A 20,649-nucleotide genomic window follows, 5' to 3' on the forward strand; every position below is an offset into this window, starting at 1 on the left:
TCTGTAACATACATTTTGCAGAAAGTAATGCTCGAGGTGACTTTTATTATTTCTTAACAAAATGTAAGTTCACTAATTCTACCACACTTTCTACCGTTGGTAAATTAGCTACTTGTACATCATCAAAATGTTTTCTTGCTTCTTTTGCGGTGCTTTCGCCAATACAAAAAGCTACTTTACCAGCAACGTTTTCTTGCATATAGCTTTCAACCCCTGATGGACTGTAAAACAACACTCCGTTTACTTTCTCATCAACTTTAGACGGACTGTACATTGTTTTGTAGGCCTCTACTTCGTTTACCGTAATTTCGTTTACTTTTAAAGCATTTGGTAAAGTATCTAAACGCAAATCACTACAAAAATAAGTTACTTCTTGTCCTTTTATTTCGTTAGCTAAATAAGCTGCTAACTTAACAGCATTTCTTTCAGATTTTACTACTTTTCCTATTTTTTGTTCGATTAACTTTTTTGTTCTTCGCCCAACACAGTAAATATTCTTGAATTTTAACTCATCCGCAGTAAAAGAGTTTGCGATTGCCTCTACGCCGTTTTGACTCGTAATAATTACATTTTCAATCTCATTCTTAATTACCTTAGGTGCAATTCTGTTAAAACGAATTTTAATAAAATCACTATCTGTAATACTAACAGATGCTGGCAATAAGTCTTTTTGAATTTCTGATAGCTTCTTAGTTGAGTAGATAGAAAACTCTTTTTCTACCTCAACATCATCTGCCATTAATTCTTTTCCACCTCGATTAATTACATAATCGGCACAATCTTTTGCTAAAAAACGATGACGTCCTACTTTTGCATTTTTTGTTACTGATATTTTCTTTTTACCGTCCTTACTTAATAATAAACCTTTAAAGTTTATTTCTTCTGTTTTAGGATCAACATAAGCAATCGCTCCTATTGGTGCTGTACATCCGCCTTCTAATAAATTTAAGAATTCGCGTTCTATACCCACACAAACTTGCGATTCGTAATGGTTTAATTGCTCACAAGCATCTCTAGAAAAATCATCATTTTCTAAAGCTGTAATCATAATAGCTCCTTGTGCTGGCGCAGGAATCATCCAAGAAAGATTAATTGCTCCTTCTGGTCTTTTTCCTAACCTCTCTAAACCGGCTGCTGCAAAAATTGCACCGTCCCATTCGTTATTTTCTAACTTTTCTAAACGCGTATTTACGTTTCCTCGTAAACCAACAACTTCGTGTGTTGGGTAACGATTTAACCATTGTGCTTTTCTTCGTAAACTACCCGTTGCTATTACACCGTTAGGTTGCCCAAAAAACTCTTCGTTGTCTTTTAAAACTAAAATATCATTGTAATTGGCACGCTTTAAAACAGCTGCTTGAATAATTCCTTCAGGTAAAACTGTTGGAACATCTTTTAAAGAATGTACTGCAACATCAATATCGCCATTTAACATTGCGATATCTAAATTTTTAGTAAAAATTCCTGTGATTCCTAATTCATACAAAGGCTTGTCTAAAACAAGATCTCCAGCAGATTTAATCGGCACTATTTCACATTTATACTCTAATTCTTCTAGTTCTTTACGAACTTTGTTTGCTTGCCACATAGCCAATTGGCTATCACGTGTACCTATTCTAATTGTCTTCTGCATGGATAGTTTCTAAATTTGCACCAAACACTTTAGCCATTACCTCTATACTATTACTTACAGAGGTTTCTTCTGCTTTTAAGTGCTTTACAAATTGTGTAGTTATTTTTTGAATAAACCTAGAAGTAATTACTTCTGCCTGAGATTCATCAAAGTCTTTTATTTTTTTCTTATGAAAAGCTATTTCGTCTTGTTGAATTGTTTTTAACGATTCTTTTAACGCTGTAATAGCTGGTGTAAATTTTCTGTGATGTAGCCATTCACCAAATTCCTCTTTATGAGTTTCTATAATCGCTTCGGCTGTAGGTATTTCTTGCTGACGAATTGCTAATGTTTCATCTGTAATTTTAGATAACTCATCAACATTTATCAATGTAACGTTTTCTAATTCTGCTACTTCTTTCGAAACATTTGCTGGCATCGATAAATCTAAAATCAGCAATTCTTTGGTCGTTAAAATATGTTCTCTTTTGATGGTCGCTTCAGAAGCGCCTGTAGAAACGATTAAAACATCTGTATTTGCTACTTCTTTCGTTAAATTATTATATTTAACTTTTTTAATAGATGGATGTTCTTTTACAAACTCCTCCGCTTTTTCTTCGGTTCTGTTAATTAAGCTTACTGTTTTATTTTGAGTATATTCAGCTAAATTCTTGCAAGTATGTTTCCCCATTTTTCCCAACCCGAAAACTAAAATATTTTTCGAATTGTAATTTGGTGAATTTTTAATAATGTATTGCACTGCGGCATAAGAAACCGATGTGGTCCCTGAACTTAACTTCGTTTCATTCTTTACACGCTTACTTGCCTGCATTACATGATTTAACAAACGCTCGAAATATGCATTGGTCGTTCCAACCTCTTTCGCTAGTTTAAAAGCTTGACGCAATTGACCTACAATTTCGTAATCCCCTAAAATTTGGCTATCCAAACCAGTACCCATCCTAAAAAGGTGCGTAATTGCTTCGTTGTTTTTATATACATTAGACACTTCTGCAAACTCTTCAACAGCTCCGTTTGAATATTTACAAAGCATACTAATTAATTGAAAAGGGTGTTCTGCAAAACCAGTAATTTCAGTTCTATTACAGGTTGATAACACAAAAATACCATCAACACCACTCTGCTTTGCGTCTTCTAAAAGTTGTATTTGATTTTCCTTAGAAATACTAAACTTTCCTCTAATAGTAGCATCAGCCTTTTTGTAACTAACGCCTATGTTATATAAATTCTTATTATGTGTATCCGCTGTCATTCAGTCTTCTTCAATAAGGTGGGTCAAAAATATAAAGATTAAATATAAAAAAATGTCGCTGAAAGAACTTTTAATGTCGTTATCAGTTTTTTAAACTAAAAACATCTCTAAAACACAGATAAAGTGTATTTTTGCAATGAAACCAGCTATTGGTAGTGTTTCAATTTAGAGTCATTCTAAATAAATTATTTTTAAATCTATTTTGATCTATGTCAAAAAACATCGCAGAAAGTACGTTTAGAGAAGTATTGTTAGAAAAAGGTTTTTTTGTCTTAAAATTTCAAAATAATTCTAACAAAACAGAAGTTTATAAAAGAGATATCGATAACTCTTATATACAGCTACATTATTGTGTAAAAGGAAATTGCAAGTTCCATTTTAATGAAAACAGCTATACTTTTAACGTATTAGATAAACACGCTATATTTTTATACAATCCGCAGCAAAACCTACCAATAAACTTAGAGATTTTACCAAAAACATCTTTGGTATCTGTTTTAATCACTATCGAAAAATTTCATGCGCTATTCTCTAAAGAAGCTAGTTACATTCCTTTTTTAAGTGATGACAACAAGAATAAAAAATATTACGATAATACAGCAATAAGCTCAAACACCTTAATGGCTTTGCAGCAAATTTTAACAGCACAAAATCATAGTTCAATGAAAGACCTTTATATTAAAGGGAAAACATACGAACTACTGAGTCTTCATTTTGATACTGGCGAAAATACAGAAAATGAATACTGTCCGTTTTTAGTTGATGATCGTGAAATATTAAAAATCAGACAAGCTAAAGACATTATTATCTCAAGAATGAGCGAACCACCAACCCTACAAGAATTAGCAAACGAAGTAGGTTTAAACTTAAAGAAGTTAAAAGAAGGTTTTAAACAAATATATGGCGATACTGTTTACAGCTTTTTGTTTGATTATAAAATGGAACATGCTCGTAAGCTTTTAGAAAGCAACCAATACAATGTAAATGAAGTTGGCTTACAAGTTGGCTACAGTACATCTAGTCATTTTATTGCAGCCTTTAAAAAGAAGTTTGGTACCACACCAAAACAATACGTAATGAGCTTACAAAATAACTAAATGAAACAACTTACACATTACGACATCGAAAACAAGCAACAACAATACCCTATAACTATTGTTTGTGACGCTATAAGAACTCCCGAAAATATTGGTATGTGCTTTCGCATTTCTGAAAGTTTTGGTGTGCAAAAAATATTTTTACACGACAGTTCCCCTTCTATAAAGAACAGAAATGTATCTCGTACTGCTAGAAACACCATAAATCAGGTTGAACACGCTACTTACAGTAACTTCAACTTGTTGATAAATCAATTAAAAAAAGAAGGAAATACTATTATTGGTATTGAAATTACTGATAACAGTATAAATATTCAGGATTTTGATTTCACCTCAACAGAAAAAATAGTTTTACTTTTGGGTAGCGAAAGAAATGGAATTGAAAATACAGATTTGTTAGACGCAACTGTTGCAATACCAATGTACGGCCGCAATTCATCTATGAATGTAATACACAGTTTAAGTATTGCTTTATATGAAACAACAAACCAGTTAAACAATAACATCTTAATAGATAAATAGAAATGAAAGGAGCTTTATTAGTAAACCTAGGATCACCAGAGAGCACAGATCCTAAGGATGTTAAAAAATATTTAGGAGAGTTTTTAATGGATGAACGCGTTATTGATGTTCCTTATTGGTTTCGTTCGTTTTTAGTAAAAGGAATTATTTTAAACACGAGGCCTAAAAAATCTGCCGCTGCTTATAAAAAAATATGGTGGAAAGAAGGTTCGCCTTTAATTGTTCTTTCTGAACGACTACAAAAAAAGGTGCAACAAAAAACGGAGCTTCCTGTTGCCTTAGCAATGCGTTATGGTACAATGACCATAAAAAAAGGATTGCAAGAACTACACGATAAAGGCGTTACAGAAGTTATGTTAATTCCTTTATATCCGCAGTTTGCGATGGCAACTACCGAAACTATTGTGGTTTTAGCTGAAGAAATTCGCAAAGAGTTCTTTCCTGAAATGAAAATAACAGATGTTCCTGCGTTTTACAATAAACCTGAATATATTAAAGCTTTATCCAGCAGTATTAAGGATTATTTAGCTGATAAGGATTACGACCACTTATTATTCTCTTACCACGGAGTTCCAGAACGTCATATTCGCAAATCAGATGTAACACAATCTCATTGTAATCCTGAACCCGGTAACTATAGTTGTTGCGAAAAAAAATCTAAAGCACATGAATTTTGCTACAGACACCAATGTTATCAAACCACAAAAAATGTTATTACTGAATTAGGTTTAGATGAAAATACGGTTTCTACCTCATTTCAATCTCGCTTAGGTGTTGATCCTTGGTTACAGCCTTACACCGACAGAACAATTGTAAATAAAGCCGAAAAAGACGGAGTTAAAAAATTAGCCATTGTTACTCCTGCTTTTGTTTCTGACTGCCTAGAAACATTAGAAGAAATTGCCATGGAAGGAAAACATGAGTTTTTAGAAGCAGGTGGAGAAGAATTTTACACCGTACCTTGTATTAATGATAATGATGAGTGGACAGATGTTTTAGCTGGATGGATTAATAAATTTTAACTCGTAGTTCATAAAAATATAAATTGTCTGGTCGAGCGCAGTCGAGACCTAAAAACTTCTCGAATGCACTCTTAGAGACATAAACTTTAAAAAAATGGATTTTTTATACGTAAAAGCATTACATATTATTTTTGTAGTTACTTGGTTTGCTGGCTTATTTTATATAGGTCGCTTATTTATTTACCATGTAGAAGCCGAAGAAAAAGACGAACCTGCTAAAACTATTTTGCAAACTCAGTACAAATTAATGACAAAACGCTTGTGGTATATCATTACATGGCCTTCTTTAGTTTTAGCTAGTTTTTTTGCTTTTTGGATGCTTTATAAAAACCCTGCTTATTTACAAATGCCTTGGATGCATGTAAAGCTAGCATTTGTTTTAGCGTTATATTTTTACCACGGATTTTGCCACAAAATATATAAAGAATTACAACGTGATAAAATTAACTATTCACCTACAAAACTGAGAATATTTAACGAAGCGCCAACCGTGATTTTATTTGCCGTAGTATTTTTAGTGGTGTTAAAAAGTGCTATTAATTGGATTTGGGGAGTTGTAGGTATTGTTCTTTTTGGGATTTTATTAATGATTGGAATTCGTTTTTACAAAAAAGTAAGAGCAAAAAAATCTTGGGATAAATTCGAAAAAGAATTGATTGAAAAGGATGAAGAATTAGAGTTTTAAAAAAAAGGTTGTCTAAAAAGACAACCTTTTTTTTATCCTTTTATAGATTGCTCAAAAGGAATACGATTTACAATACTTCTACCCAACGTAACTTCATCGGCATACTCTAATTCATCACCAACCGAAATTCCTCGTGCAATTGTAGAGGTTTGTATATTGCATTTTTCAATTTGCTTGTAAATATAAAAGTTCGTTGTATCACCTTCCATAGTAGAGCTTAAAGCAAAAATTAATTCTTTAATCTCCCCATCTTTTACTTTATTTACTAAAGAATCTATTTGTAAGTTTTGTGGCCCAATTCCTTCTATAGGAGAAATTTTTCCTCCCAACACATGGTATACGCCTCTAAATTGAGCAGTATTTTCAATCGCCATAACATCACGAATATCTTCAACAACACAAACTATTTTGGCATTTCTGTTCGGGTTATTACAAATTTCACACAAAACAGTATCAGAAATATTATGACATTTATTACATGATTTCACATCAGTTCGTAAATCAGTTAAAGCCCCTGTTAAATACTTTGTATTCTCTGTAGGTTGTTTTAATAAATGCAATACCAAACGAAGTGCAGTTCGTTTACCAATACCTGGTAACCTACTCACTTCATCTACCGCCCTTTCTAATAATTTTGATGAAAAATCCATACTGCAAATTTACAATTTTTCAAACACAGCACACTAACATATCTCACTTTAAAAAAGTATCTTTGTAGTTTAAATTTAAACAAACATTTTACAATGAATTCAGATATAAAAAACTTAGAACCTAAAGCAATTTGGAAGAATTTTGCGCTTTTAAACGCAGTACCTCGTCCATCAAAAAAAGAAGAAAGAGTTATTCAATTTATGGTTGATTTTGGTAAAAGCCTTAATCTTGAGACGATGGTTGATAAGGTTGGTAACGTAATTATTCGCAAACCAGCTTCTTCTGGAATGGAAAATCGTAAAATGATTGTGATGCAAAGCCACCTAGATATGGTACATCAAAAAAATTCTGATACTGTTTTCGATTTTGATACAGAAGGAATTAAAATGTTTATTGATGGTGATTGGGTAAAGGCAGACGGAACTACCTTAGGTGCCGATAATGGTTTGGGAGTAGCGTCGATTATGGCTATTTTAGAATCTACTGATATTGCTCACCCTGCGGTTGAAGCCTTATTTACTATTGATGAAGAAACTGGTATGACTGGTGCAATGGGATTAGAAGGCGGAATTTTAGAAGGTGAAATTTTATTAAATCTAGATACAGAAGATGATGATGAAATTAGCATGGGATGTGCTGGTGGCGTAGATGTTACTGCTACTAGAACATACAATGAAGAAACTACTCCTGATAACACCACTGCTTTTGAAATCTCTATTACAGGTTTAAACGGAGGACATTCTGGAATGGATATCCATAAAGGCTTAGGAAATGCCAATAAAATAATGAATCGTTTATTATTTGATGGTTTTACAAACTTCGGATTACGTGTTGCTGAAATAAATGGTGGTAGCTTGCGCAATGCAATACCTCGCGAAAGCTTTTCTACCGTAGTTATAGATACTGTTTCTAAAGAGCCATTCTTATTCGAAATTCAAGAATTAATTAACAGTATTAAAGCTGAATTTTCTTTACTTGAACCAAATTTATCAATTGAATTAAAAACTGTAGAAACTCCTAAAAAAGTAATGGATTTAGGTGTTCAAGAAGGGTTGATAAAATCAATATATACTGCTTTAAACGGTGTGTATCGTATGAGTCCGGATATTGAAGGATTAGTTGAAACTTCTAACAATATCGCTAGAGTTATAGTAAAAGAAGGAAAAATTAAAATAGGATGTTTAACACGTTCTTCTTCTGATAGCAATAAATGGGACTTAGCAAATTCGTTACGTTCAGCTTTCGAATTAGCAGGTTTTGATGTTGAATTTTCTGGAAGCTACCCTGGTTGGTTACCGAATTTAGATTCTGAAATCTTAAAAATGGTTGCAAAACTATATGAAGATTTACATCACGAAAAACCAAATGTAGCGGCTTGTCATGCTGGTTTAGAATGCGGTCTTTTAGGTCAGAATTACCCTGAAATGGATATGGTTTCTTTTGGGCCAAACATTAGAGGACCACACTCACCTGATGAACGCGCACAGATTTCATCTACTCAAAAATATTGGAAATTTTTATTAGAGGTTTTAAAGAATATTCCTAGTAAGAATTAATAGTTATATTAAAATAAATACTAAAACCACAACTTACAAGTTGTGGTTTTTTGTTTACTTTTATCAAATGAATTTTTTAGCACATTTATATTTATCTGGGAATAATACAGACTTAATGATTGGTAATTTTATTGCTGATCATATTAAAGGAAATAAATTTTCACATTATAAAGAAGAAATAAGAAAAGGAATTCTTTTACATCGTCAAATAGATACTTTTACAGACGCCCACCATATTGTTAGAAAAAGTAAAAGACGATTACATGAACGTTATCGACATTATGACGGCGTAATTATCGATATTTTTTTCGATCACTTTTTAGCTAAAAACTGGAGTACTTATTCTGAAATTCCTTTGGGTGTTTACGTAAAGTCTGTTTATAAACTTTTAGAAGATAATTTTGATATTCTTCCCGAAAAAACAAAAGAAATCCTTCCATATTTAACTAAGTATGATTGGTTATATAATTATCAATTTGCAAAAGGAATTCAAGAAGTTTTAAACGGTATGAACAAACGAACTAAAGGAATCTCTCAAATGAATTTAGCCTCTGAAGATTTATTAATCCACTATCAATTATTTGAAGAAGACTTTACCTTATTCTTTAAAGAATTACGAGAATATTGTAATTCAAAAATCAACCTTACAACTTAAATTCATGAAAAATATATTCTTACTTATTTTCTTTTCAATTATTCTAGCAAGTTGTAAAAAAGCGACTCCAAAAGAAAAAATCACAGGATTAATTACAACCAAAGCAATGGTGGTTTCTGCCAGAGAAGAAGCTTCTAAAATAGGTGTTGACATTCTTAAAAAAGGCGGAAACGCTTTCGATGCAATGGCTGCTACAGAATTAGCATTAGCGGTAGCATATCCGTATGCTGGTAATATTGGCGGTGGCGGATTTATGGTATATCGTAAAAACACAGGAGAAATTGGCGCGTTAGATTATCGTGAAAAAGCACCACTCGCGGCGGCTAAAAACATGTTTTTAGACAGTCTTGGTAATGTTGTTAAAAACAAAAGCACACTTGGCGCAATGGCTGTTGGAATACCTGGTACAGTTGCCGGAGTTTTCGCTGCTCATAAAAAATTTGGAACTTTACCTATTACGGATATTTTAGCACCGGTTATTGCTTTGGCTAAAAAAGGTGTTATCGTTACACAAAAACAAGAAAATCGCATAAAAAAACACCAACCATCATTTTTAAAAGCAAATAAAGACACGATTCTTTTTAATAAACATTGGAAAAAGAACGACACTATTAAATATCCTGCGCTAGCAGCAACTTTACAACGTATTTTAGAAAACGGTAGGGATGAGTTTTACAAAGGTGAAACAGCTAAACGTTTGGTGAAATTTATGCAAGCTAATGGCGGAATTATGACTGGAGAAGATTTGGCGAAATACGAAGCTAAATGGCGAACTCCAGTTACCTTTAAATATGATGACTTGCGTGTAATTTCTATGTCGCCCCCATCTAGCGGCGGTGTTTGTTTAGCGCAAATAATGAATGCGATTGAACCTTATGAATTAGATAAATTTGGTCATAACACCACAAAAACGATTCAAGTTATTACAGAAGCAGAAAGACGTGCTTATGCAGATAGGAGTTTCTTTTTAGGCGATCCTGATTTTGTAAATATTTTACTAGACACTTTAATCAGTAAAAGATATACCAAATACCGGATGAAGGATTTTTCTTTTGATAAAGCTACTTTATCCAAAGATGTTTCTCATGGTAACGTTGAAATGATTGAAAGCGACGAAACAACGCATTATTCTATTATTGATAAATTCGGGAATGCAGTTTCCGTAACCACTACAATTAATGGCGCTTATGGCTCTAAATTATATTGTGCCGATTTAGGTTTCTTTTTAAATAATGAAATGGATGATTTTAGTAGCAAGCCTGGTGAACCAAATATGTTTGGATTAATTGGCGCAAAAGCAAATGAAATTGCTCCAGAAAAACGTATGTTAAGCTCAATGACACCAACTATTGTTGAAAAAAACGGAAAACTATGGATGGTTGTTGGTACGCCTGGCGGATCTACAATTATAACTTCGGTATTACAAACTATTTTAAATGTGCACGAATTTAAAATGGGTATGCAAGAAGCCGTTAATCAACCTCGATTTCATCATCAATGGTTTCCAGATGTTATTATGATGGAACCTAATAAATTCGATGCTACTGTTAAACAAGATTTACAAGAATTAGGATATCTTTTAAATGAAAAAGACAGTCCTGTTATTGGTAAAGTAGCCGGTATTTTAGTATTACCTGATGGGAATTTAGAAGGTGGTGCCGATCCTAGAGGTGATGATAAAGCTGATGGATTTTAATTAGTAGTTAGTAGTTAGTAAAAATGAAAAATTAATGAATGTCATTTCGAGCGCAGTCGAGAAACATCAACTTTAAAACTAATGCAAATACAACCATTTCATTTAGCAATTCCTGTTCAGAACCTAGAAAAAAGCAGAATTTTTTATAGAGATATTTTACAATGCGAAGAAGGTAGAAGTTCGGATCATTGGATAGATTTTAATTTCTTCGGACATCAATTAGTTATCCACCAAAAGGAAGGTTATCAACCAACAAATTCAATTACAAATCCTGTTGATGGGCACGATGTTCCTGTTCCGCATTTTGGTGTTGTTTTAAAATGGAATGATTGGATCGCACTTTCTGAAAGATTAAAAACGAATAACACTACATTTATTATAGCTCCTACTATTCGCTTTGAAGGATTGGTTGGAGAACAAGCAACGATGTTTTTTAATGATCCAGAAAATAATGCTTTAGAATTTAAAGCTTTTAAAGACATGTCGCAATTGTTTGCTAAATAAATGACCGTATCAGAAACACATAAGGTTCCGAAGTTAGAAAAATCGATTCGCTTACAAGAATACGGAGTTGGTATTTTTAAAACGATTCCGACTAAATCTGGTTTAAAAAAAGCACTTAAAAAAGAATTGATTTTAGTAGATTGTAAAATTGCCACTACTGCCCTATTTATAAATGGTAATGAACTTATCGAATTATATAAAAAAGGAAACGATACTATGTTTAAACAATTTGAGTTTGACTTAGATATTCTTTTTGAAGATGATTATTTAGCGGTAATTTATAAACCTTCGGGGATTTTAGTTAGCGGAAACTCATTTGCAACGATAGATAATGCTTTACTGCAAAACATAACAAAGAGCACCCTTTTTGATGCTGTGCAACCAAGACCCGTACATCGATTAGATTACCCAACAAGCGGATTATTGTTAATCGGAAAAACAAGCTCGAGTATTATTGCTTTGAATCAGTTATTTGAAAATAAGGAAATTCAAAAAACATATCATGCCATAAGCATTGGTAAGATGGAAGAAAAAGGAGAAATTAACTTCCCTGTTGATGCAAAAAACGCTTTTACTTCATATCAAGTTTTAAAAACCGTTATTTCTGAGCGTTTTAATATTTTAAACTTAGTTGAATTAACACCAAAAACAGGCAGAAAACATCAATTAAGAAAACATTTATTAGCTATTAGTAATCCGATATTAGGTGACAAAGAACATTTTATAGACGGATTAATTTTAAACGGAAAAGGATTGTATTTACACGCATCTACTTTAAAATTTGAGCATCCGTTTACGAAAGAAATTATTAATGTAACAAAAGAGCTTCCGAAGAAATTCAAAAAAATATTTCCATCTTAAGTATCCTTTAAAAAATATATCTTTGCCGTTATGCGAATAGATATTATTACCCTAGCACCAGATTTACTAAAAAGCCCGTTTGAACATTCTATGATGAAACGTGCCATTGATAAAGGTTTAGCTGAAATCCATTTTCACAATTTACGTGATTACGGAATCGGTTCTTACAAAAAACTAGACGACACTCAATTTGGTGGTGGTGCTGGCATGGTTTTAATGATTGAACCAATTGATAATTGTATTTCTAAATTACAATCAGAAAGAACGTATGATGAGATTATTTATATGACGCCTGATGCGAAAACATTAAATCAATCTATCGCAAACACACTTTCTTTAAAAGAAAACATTATCATTTTAACAGGTCATTATAAAGGAGTAGATCAACGTGTTAGAGACCGATTTATTACCAAAGAAATTTCTATTGGTGACTATGTTTTAACAGGTGGTGAATTGGCCGCAGCAATTTTATGTGATGCTGTTGTTCGTTTAATTCCGGGTGTTTTAGGTGATGAGCAATCTGCTTTAACCGATTCTTTTCAAGATGATTTATTATCTCCGCCAGTTTATACAAGACCTGCGGAATATGACGGAATGAAAGTTCCTGAAGTATTATTGTCGGGAAATTTCCCAAAAATTGATGAATGGAGAAATGAAAAAGCATATCAACATACTAAGAATATAAGACCCGATTTATTAGATGACTAATCAAAAACTACATCACGATTTAATTATTGTTATTCCTTGTTATAATGAGGAAAATCGATTACCTGTAAATCAGTTTAAACAGTTTTTAGATACAACTTCTGATGTGCTGTTGTTTTTTGTAAACGATGGTTCTTCGGATAAGACGGATGACGTTATAGAAAGTTTAGCAACTATTTATCCTAAAAATGTAAAATTACTTTCTTTAGATAAAAACGTAGGAAAAGCAGGAGCTGTTAAAGCTGGTTTTAATTTCTGTGAAGCCAATAATTCTTTTTTGAAAATTGCTTATTTAGATGCTGATTTAGCAACTACTTTAGAGGAATGCCATAGTATAAGTAAAGCAATAAACACAACAGTTCAGTTTGCCTTCGGATCTAGGATTTCAAAAATAGATACAAATATTCAACGTAAACAACATCGTTTTTTTATTGGCCGTTTTATAGCCACTTTAATATCTAAACAATTAGATTTAAAGGTTTATGATACGCAATGCGGATGTAAAATTTTCAACAAAGAAATCGCTTCTAAAATTTTTAAAGAAGATTTTATTTCAAAATGGCTGTTTGATGTAGAAATTTTTCATCGTTTAATTTTCATTTTCAAAAAAGAAAACATGAAAGATATCGCTAGAGAAATCCCTTTAAAATCTTGGATTGATGCTGACGATAGTCGGGTAAAAATGACTTATTTCTTTAAACTTTGGTTTGATTTACTTTCTATAAAAAAACGATACAAATCTTAAATAAATGCGTAAACTAATCAATAAGAAAAACTTTTTTTCAATAGCTGTTCTTCTCTTAATATTATGGAGAGGTTTTTTAAACGCTGTAGTTCCTTTGATGGACAAAACAGAAGCTCGGTATGCAGAGATTGCCAGAATAATGGCAGAAACAAACGACTACATAACGCCACAAATAGATTACGGAGTTCCGTTTTGGGCAAAACCACCACTTTCTACTTGGTTATCGGCTTTAAGTTTTGATATTTTGGGAGTTTCGGAGTTTACCGCAAGATTACCTTACTTATTATTAAGTATTTTAATGATATTCTTGATTGGTAAATATGCTAAAAGAGAAAAACTTCCGTTTTTTTTACCAGGATTTATCGCGCTAACCATTCCAGAGTTTTTGATTCATGCCGGAGTTGTATCAACTGATACATCGTTAGCTTTTAGTGTTGCCTTAGTAATGCTTTCTTTTTGGGAAGCCATGCATCACCCAGAAAAACCTATTTGGAAATATTTAATTTTTGTTGGTTTCGGATTGGGATTATTAGCTAAAGGACCTATTATTTTTATTTTAACCCTGCCTCCTATTTTTATGTGGACGCTAATTTCAAAATCGTTTAAAAAGGTATTTAAAACATTCCCTATTCTTTTAGGAGTTTTAATAATAGGAATAATTGCAATTCCGTGGTATTATTTAGCTGAACAAAAGACACCAGGATTTATCGACTATTTTATCGTTGGTGAACACTTTAGTCGATTTTTTGATAGTAGTTGGTCTGGTGATAAATATGGATTTCCAAAACAACAACCTTTAGGAATGATTTGGATTTTTCTTTTATTATTTGCCCTACCATGGATTCAAGTAATCATTGGAAAATTATGGAAAAACAGAACATCGTTCTTTTCTAACAAATGGATATTATTTTTAAGTGCTTGGTTAGTATGGACACCTTTATTCTTTACTGTCTCTAAAAGTTTAATTCACCCATATATATTACCTGTATTAATTCCGATTGCTCTTTTAGCTGTTCATTTTTGGAAAGACATCAAACAAAAAACTACGATAATAACCATTAGTTTAATCGTACCAATTGCTACTATTTTCGTTTATGGATTTGGTTTGATGAATAACAATATGGAAACCTATGCAAATTCTGATAAATATTTTATTCAGGATTCTTGCAAAAAAGGTATTCAGATTTATCATCACAAAACAAAAAGTTACTCTAGTCAGTTTTATTCTAAAGGAAAAGTAAAATCTATAAAATCAGAAGAACTTGAACGTGTTTTAAAAAGTGAAAATCCGTTTTATTTAATAATATCAAAAAAGAATTCTAAAAAAACAACCATAGATAGCAACCTAAATTACAGTTTAATAGACAGTAATAAAAAGAAAAAACTCTATCTTTTTAGTCCAAAAAACAATTAATTATAAAATGGTTTTATAAAGTGATGAATATTATGAAACAAAAAGTGCATATTTTATAATATTTTGATTAATTTCGCAGCCATAAATTAACCTCTGACGAAAATATCGTGAACGTTGTTTTATAAAATCATATAAATATCATTACAATGGATTTAGTAAAGTTTGTTCAAGACGAATTTGTAACAAGAAACGAATTACCACAATTCTCTGCAGGAGACACAATTACAGTGTTTTACGAAATTAGAGAAGGCGAAAAAGTACGTACACAGTTCTTTAGAGGAGTTGTTATACAAAAAAGAGGTGTTGGTGCTTCTGAAACTTTTACAATCAGAAAAATGTCTGGTACTGTAGGAGTTGAACGTATCTTCCCTGTAAACTTACCTGCTATTCAGAAAATTGAAGTAAACAAAAAAGGTGTTGTACGTAGAGCACGTATCTTTTACTTTAGAGGTCTTACTGGTAAGAAAGCAAGAATTAAAGAAAGAAGAGGTTAAGATTTACTTCTTAAATCGACTTATAAAAAAGCGTTGTGATTTTCACAACGCTTTTTTTATTCACAATTGTTAACAACCACAGTTTATATCGTGTTGATATCTAAATCGTTAAACGTTATTAAAACAAGAAATAATTATTTATATTTACAAAAGAGTTTATATAAATATCTTATTATTAGCTCATACTCTAATAAGTAACATTACTATAAACTCACAAAAAGAAATGTTCTTTTTGTATATTATTTTTAAACACTTTTAATTCGCTTATCTAATTTGAATATAATACAAGTTGTTTTATTATTTACAATTATTTATTAGATATAATTGATAACAAGTAAGAGAAGTTTAAATATAACCTTAAAGATATGTTTCAGTTAAAATAGGAAAGTAGTCTTTTCATAAAGAGAAGCATAGAACATTGTTCTATTTGATAAGGACAGTAACACATATCAATACGATTACTATTTTAAAAAAGCCATATTATTACAAGAAATTGTTTAATATGGCTTTTACATTTAATAAAAATAAGCTACCAAGCCTTCCATTATTTATCAAATTCATAATAAAACACCTTAATTAATAACGTTTTACCATGTAAAAACTCATCGGTAATTCTTAAATTTGCAATACTTCAAAAATAAAATTAATGATTACTGTGTGTATTTTAAATAATACCACCTTAAAACAACTAATATATGAGCAAGACTGCTAAAATCATGTACACTAAAACGGATGAAGCTCCAGCATTAGCTACACGTTCGTTTTTACCTATTGTAAAAGCTTTTACAAAATCATCTAACATAGAAATAGAAACAAAGGATATTTCTCTTGCAGGACGTATTCTTGCTAATTTCTCTGATTTTCTTACAAAAGAGCAACAAGTAGAAGATGCTTTGGCTTTTTTAGGAGACTTAGCAAAGAAGCCAGAAGCTAATATTATTAAATTACCTAATATCTCTGCTTCTGTACCTCAATTAAAAGCTGCTATAAAAGAATTACAAGCTTTAGGATATGCTTTACCAGATTTTCCTGAAGAAGCTAATTCTGATGAAGAAAAAGCAATTTTAGCACGTTATAATAAAATTAAAGGATCTGCTGTAAACCCTGTTTTACGTGAAGGAAATTCAGATCGTAGAGCACCAAAAGCAGTAAAAAATTACGCAAAAAAGAATCCACATTCAATGGGAGCTTGGAGCTCTAGTTCAGAAACACATGTTTCAACAATGACTAGTGGAGATTTTGCACATACCGAAAAATCAGTTACCATAACCAATGCTACAGATGTAAAAATTGTACATACTGATACTGACGGAACAAAAAATACTTTAAAAGAAAAAGTTTCTTTATTAGATGGTGAAGTTATAGACGGATCTGTAATGAATAAAAAAGCTTTATTAGCCTTCTTATCAGAGCAAATTGCAGATACAAAAGAAAAAGGATTGTTATTTTCATTACATATGAAAGCAACAATGATGAAGGTTTCTGACCCTATCATTTTTGGACATGCAGTTCGTATTTTCTTTAAAGATTTATTCGCTAAACACAACGCTATTTTCGAAGAAATAGGAGTTGATGTAAATAACGGATTCGGTAACTTATTAAGTAACCTAGAAGAGTTATCTGCAGATAAAAAAGCAGCAATTTTAGCAGATATAGAAACTATATACACCAATAATCCTGATGTTGCAATGGTTGATTCTGATAAAGGAATCACGAACTTACATGTTCCTTCGGATGTAATTATTGATGCTTCTATGCCAGCCATGATTCGTACTTCAGGACAAATGTGGAACAAAGCTGGTAAGCAACAAGATACAAAAGCTGTAATTCCTGATAGTTCTTACGCTTCATTATACCAAGCCACTATAGATTTCTGTAAAGAAAATGGTGCTTTCGACCCTACCACAATGGGAACGGTTCCTAATGTTGGTTTAATGGCTCAAAAAGCTGAAGAATACGGATCACATGATAAAACTTTCGAAATCACATCAAACGGAACAGTGGATGTAATTGACGCAAACGGAACCACCTTAATTTCTCACGAAGTAGAACAAGGTGATATCTGGAGAATGTGTCAAACAAAAGACGCTCCAATTGAAGACTGGGTAAAATTAGCTGTTACTAGAGCTAGAGCAACTAAAGCACCTGCTGTTTTTTGGTTAGACGAAAACAGAGCGCATGATGCTGAAATCATTAAAAAAGTAGAAAAATACTTAGGAAATCACGATACTAACGGGTTAGATATTTTTGTTATGTCTATTCCAGAAGCAACTACTTTTACTTTAGAAAGAGTTAAACAAGGTGAAGAAACCATTTCTGTAACCGGAAATGTATTACGTGATTATTTAACTGATTTATTTCCTATTTTAGAATTAGGTACTTCAGCTAAAATGTTATCAATCGTTCCTTTAATGAATGGTGGTGGCTTATTTGAAACTGGTGCTGGAGGTTCTGCTCCGAAACACGTTGAACAATTAGTAAACGAAAACCATTTACGTTGGGATTCTTTAGGTGAGTTTTTAGCTTTAGCTGTTTCTTTAGAGCATTTAGGTGAAACGAATAGTAATAGCAAAGCCAAAGTATTAGCTGAAACTTTAGATGATGCTACTGATAAGTTGTTAGATAACAAAAAAGGTCCTTCTAGAAGAACTGGTGAGTTAGATAATAGAGGTTCTCATTTTTACTTAGCAATGTATTGGGCACAGGCGTTAGCTTCTCAAACTAAAGATGCTGATTTAAAAGCGCAGTTTGCTCCTATTGCAGATAAAATGGCAGCAAGCGAAACAACTATTGTTTCTGAATTAAATTCTGTGCAAGGAAAAGAGGCTTTAATTGGTGGTTATTATGAACCAACTGATAATTTAGCTGATGCAATTATGAAACCAAGTACTACTTTAAATACTATTTTACAAAGTATTTAATTTTTAAAGTAATATATTATAAAAGCAGGTGATAAATCACCTGCTTTTTTTATGATACAAAATATAAAATTCATTAAATTTGATTTATGAGCTTTACTAAAACTACAGAACAATCTTCGAAATACAATCAATTAGAAAAAATGAGTATTTCTGAATTATTATCAAACATAAATACCGAAGACAAAGCAGTTCCTTTAGCTGTTCAAAAGGCATTGCCTCAAATAGAAGAATTGACAAAACAAATTGTTATCAAATTAAAAGAAGACGGCAGATTGTTTTACATTGGCGCTGGTACAAGTGGTCGTTTGGGAATTTTAGATGCTAGCGAGTGTCCTCCTACTTTTGGAGTTCCTCATGAATTGGTTATCGGGCTTATTGCTGGTGGAGATATTGCCATAAGAAAAGCTGTAGAAAATGCCGAAGACTCAACAAACCAAGGCTGGATAGATTTACAAGAACATAACATATCAAATAAAGATGTAGTTGTTGGTATTGCTGCCTCGGGTACGACTCCGTATGTAATTACAGCTATAGAAGAATGCAATAAAAACAACATTATTACAGGATGTATTACTTGCAACGAAGGCAGTCCGTTAGCTTTAACAGCACAATTTCCGGTAGAAGTTGTTGTTGGCCCGGAATTTGTAACCGGAAGCTCACGTATGAAAGCTGGTACTGCTCAAAAATTAGTATTAAACATGTTATCTACCGCTACTATGATTCAACTAGGCAAAGTAAAAGGTAATAAAATGGTTGACATGCAGTTATCAAACAAAAAATTGGTAGATAGAGGAGAAAAAATGCTAGTATCCGAATTAAATATCAGCCAAGAAACAGCTAGTAAACTATTAAAAAAATACGGAAACGTACGTACTGTAATTAAAAACTATCCGAATGAATAAGACAAAAACATTTGATACTGTTGTAAGAAAATTTGTTTTTCTATTAGGGCTATTAATACTGTCTCCTATTGTATTAAGTTTCGGTTTTAAAGCTTTTAGAATTTACACCGAAGCGCCTGAAACTTATATTGCTTATGTATTATTAACTTTAGGTACTTTTTTAATTTTATTTACTGTATACTTCGGATTTAAAACAATAAAAGCGTTTTTAGACTATTTATTTCAAAAATAACTTGAGAAAAAATACTACTATAGAGAGACTTACAAAATGGGAACACTGGCCAACGGCTATGTTTTATGTTCCTAATTTACCGTATGCTTTTTATTTAGCTTTTAAAGCTAAACACCTTGCCTTTTTTAGTGCTGTAAATCCTGCCATAAAAAGCTCAGGAAATGGTACCGAGAGCAAGTACGAAACTACCATGTTGATTCCTGAAAGGTACAGACCTAAATCGATATTAGTAAAACCTAATAGCGAATTCAATACTGTTTTAATTAAAATAAAAGAGCAACAAATTCAATTCCCTTTAATAGCAAAACCAGACATTGGTTTTAGAGGTTTATTAGTAAAGAAAATATATTCTGAAGCTGAATTGAAAGAATACTTAAACAAGTATAAAATCAATATCATTATTCAAGAATTTCTTGATTTCGAAAATGAATGTGGTGTTTTTTATCACCGTAATCCGCAAAATAATCAAGGCCATATTACTTCTTTAACTCTAAAGCGTTTTTTAGCGGTTACAGGCGATGGAAAATCATCATTAAAAGAACTAATTTTAAATGATGATAGAGCTAGGTTATATATAGAGTTATTCAGCGAAATTCATCAAGAAAAGCTAGCTGAAATTCCTAAAAAAGAAGAGGTAGTAAAACTAACTGCTATAGGAAACCACTCTAAAGGAACGCATTTTTTAAACGGAAATCACTTAATTAATGAGAAATTAATAAAAACTTTCGATAAACTAAGCATCGCTATTCCTGGTTGGTATTATGGCCGTATCGATTTAAAATACAACTCTTTTTCTGCTCTAGAAAATGGTGATGATTTTAAAATTATTGAAATAAACGGAATACTAGCAGAACCTACACATATTTACGATTCTGAAAATTACACCTATTTTAAAGCTCTTAAATGTATAAGAGATCATTGGAAAAGCATTTATGAAATAGCAACCGTAAATAATAAAAAATTTAACACTCCTTATAAGAACTCTATACTTTTTACTTATGAAATGTTAGCACTTAAAAAATATATTTTAAAAATAAAAAACACCCAAAAACCCTAAAAAAATAACACAAAACACTACAAGACAACCTCTTATATTATTTTT

General features: G+C 31.8%; 20 protein-coding genes. 17 read left to right on the forward strand and 3 right to left on the reverse strand.

Annotated elements, in window-relative coordinates; translation table 11 throughout:
* Positions 1–46 precede the first annotated feature (46 nt).
* Positions 47–1,633 (reverse strand): hydroxymethylbilane synthase, encoded by a 1,587-nt coding sequence (hemC, locus tag RRF68_RS04665; RefSeq protein WP_218773314.1) that lies wholly within the window; start codon positions 1,631–1,633, stop codon positions 47–49.
* Entirely contained in the window at positions 1,617–2,885 is a 1,269-nt protein-coding gene (hemA, locus tag RRF68_RS04670) for a glutamyl-tRNA reductase (RefSeq protein WP_315945166.1), read from the reverse strand. The genes hemC and hemA overlap by 17 nt, the downstream gene beginning before the upstream one ends.
* Positions 2,886–3,094: 209 nt before the next feature.
* On the opposite strand from hemA, the gene RRF68_RS04675 reads away from it, so the two are divergent.
* The 4 genes from RRF68_RS04675 to RRF68_RS04690 all read left to right on the forward strand — a co-directional run bounded on the left by RRF68_RS04675 (position 3,095) and on the right by RRF68_RS04690 (position 6,211).
* Entirely contained in the window at positions 3,095–3,982 is an 888-nt protein-coding gene (locus tag RRF68_RS04675; protein WP_218773316.1) for a helix-turn-helix domain-containing protein, read from the forward strand.
* The gene (locus RRF68_RS04680; RefSeq protein ID WP_218773317.1) at positions 3,983–4,504 is read left to right on the forward strand and encodes a TrmH family RNA methyltransferase; all 522 of its coding nucleotides are present in this window, start codon (positions 3,983–3,985) and stop codon (positions 4,502–4,504) included.
* A 2-nt stretch (positions 4,505–4,506) separates the two neighbouring features.
* Positions 4,507–5,526 carry a ferrochelatase gene (hemH, locus tag RRF68_RS04685; RefSeq protein WP_315945167.1) on the forward strand — a complete coding sequence of 340 codons (1,020 nt, stop codon included), beginning with the start codon at positions 4,507–4,509 and terminating at the stop codon, positions 5,524–5,526.
* Between the two features lie 94 nt (positions 5,527–5,620).
* Positions 5,621–6,211, forward strand: a complete 591-nt coding sequence (locus RRF68_RS04690) for a CopD family protein (RefSeq protein ID WP_218773319.1) — start codon at positions 5,621–5,623, stop codon at positions 6,209–6,211.
* A 32-nt stretch (positions 6,212–6,243) separates the two neighbouring features.
* On the opposite strand, the gene recR is transcribed toward RRF68_RS04690, so the two are convergent.
* On the reverse strand, positions 6,244–6,861 hold the full coding sequence (recR, locus tag RRF68_RS04695; RefSeq protein ID WP_315945168.1) for a recombination mediator RecR: 618 nt from the start codon (positions 6,859–6,861) through the stop codon (positions 6,244–6,246).
* A gap of 93 nt (positions 6,862–6,954) precedes the next feature.
* On the opposite strand from recR, the gene RRF68_RS04700 reads away from it, so the two are divergent.
* From RRF68_RS04700 to RRF68_RS04760, 13 genes are all read left to right on the forward strand, one after another.
* Positions 6,955–8,418, forward strand: a complete 1,464-nt coding sequence (locus RRF68_RS04700; RefSeq protein WP_315945169.1) for an aminoacyl-histidine dipeptidase — start codon at positions 6,955–6,957, stop codon at positions 8,416–8,418.
* Between the two features lie 67 nt (positions 8,419–8,485).
* Entirely contained in the window at positions 8,486–9,073 is a 588-nt protein-coding gene (locus tag RRF68_RS04705) for an ACP phosphodiesterase (protein ID WP_218773322.1), read from the forward strand.
* A gap of 4 nt (positions 9,074–9,077) precedes the next feature.
* The gene (ggt, locus tag RRF68_RS04710; RefSeq protein WP_218773323.1) at positions 9,078–10,769 is read left to right on the forward strand and encodes a gamma-glutamyltransferase; all 1,692 of its coding nucleotides are present in this window, start codon (positions 9,078–9,080) and stop codon (positions 10,767–10,769) included.
* 81 nt (positions 10,770–10,850) lie between these two features.
* Positions 10,851–11,273 carry a VOC family protein gene (locus tag RRF68_RS04715; protein ID WP_218773324.1) on the forward strand — a complete coding sequence of 141 codons (423 nt, stop codon included), beginning with the start codon at positions 10,851–10,853 and terminating at the stop codon, positions 11,271–11,273.
* Positions 11,274–12,134 (forward strand): RluA family pseudouridine synthase, encoded by an 861-nt coding sequence (locus tag RRF68_RS04720; RefSeq protein ID WP_218773325.1) that lies wholly within the window; start codon positions 11,274–11,276, stop codon positions 12,132–12,134.
* 30 nt (positions 12,135–12,164) lie between these two features.
* Positions 12,165–12,842 carry a tRNA (guanosine(37)-N1)-methyltransferase TrmD gene (trmD, locus tag RRF68_RS04725; RefSeq protein WP_218773326.1) on the forward strand — a complete coding sequence of 226 codons (678 nt, stop codon included), beginning with the start codon at positions 12,165–12,167 and terminating at the stop codon, positions 12,840–12,842.
* On the forward strand, positions 12,835–13,584 hold the full coding sequence (locus tag RRF68_RS04730; protein ID WP_218773327.1) for a glycosyltransferase: 750 nt from the start codon (positions 12,835–12,837) through the stop codon (positions 13,582–13,584). The genes trmD and RRF68_RS04730 overlap by 8 nt, the downstream gene beginning before the upstream one ends.
* Before the next feature lie 4 nt (positions 13,585–13,588).
* Positions 13,589–14,998, forward strand: a complete 1,410-nt coding sequence (locus RRF68_RS04735; protein WP_218773328.1) for an ArnT family glycosyltransferase — start codon at positions 13,589–13,591, stop codon at positions 14,996–14,998.
* A gap of 146 nt (positions 14,999–15,144) precedes the next feature.
* Positions 15,145–15,492, forward strand: coding sequence for a 50S ribosomal protein L19 (rplS, locus tag RRF68_RS04740; protein WP_218773329.1), 348 nt, complete (start codon positions 15,145–15,147; stop codon positions 15,490–15,492).
* A 695-nt stretch (positions 15,493–16,187) separates the two neighbouring features.
* Positions 16,188–18,413, forward strand: a complete 2,226-nt coding sequence (locus RRF68_RS04745; RefSeq protein ID WP_315945170.1) for an NADP-dependent isocitrate dehydrogenase — start codon at positions 16,188–16,190, stop codon at positions 18,411–18,413.
* Positions 18,414–18,499: 86 nt separating this feature from the next.
* Entirely contained in the window at positions 18,500–19,315 is an 816-nt protein-coding gene (gene murQ, locus RRF68_RS04750; protein ID WP_315945171.1) for an N-acetylmuramic acid 6-phosphate etherase, read from the forward strand.
* A complete protein-coding gene (locus RRF68_RS04755; RefSeq protein WP_218773332.1) occupies positions 19,308–19,547 on the forward strand; it encodes a DUF6095 family protein in 240 nt (79 codons plus the stop codon). Before murQ ends, RRF68_RS04755 begins: the two co-directional genes overlap by 8 nt.
* 1 nt (position 19,548) lies before the next feature.
* Complete coding sequence (locus tag RRF68_RS04760; protein WP_218773333.1) at positions 19,549–20,604, forward strand: D-alanine--D-alanine ligase; 1,056 nt, start codon at positions 19,549–19,551, stop codon at positions 20,602–20,604.
* Positions 20,605–20,649 lie beyond the last annotated feature (45 nt).

The sequence above is a fragment of the Tenacibaculum sp. HL-MS23 genome (assembly GCF_032463465.1).
Taxonomy (GTDB): Bacteria; Bacteroidota; Bacteroidia; order Flavobacteriales; family Flavobacteriaceae; genus Polaribacter; species Polaribacter bernardetii.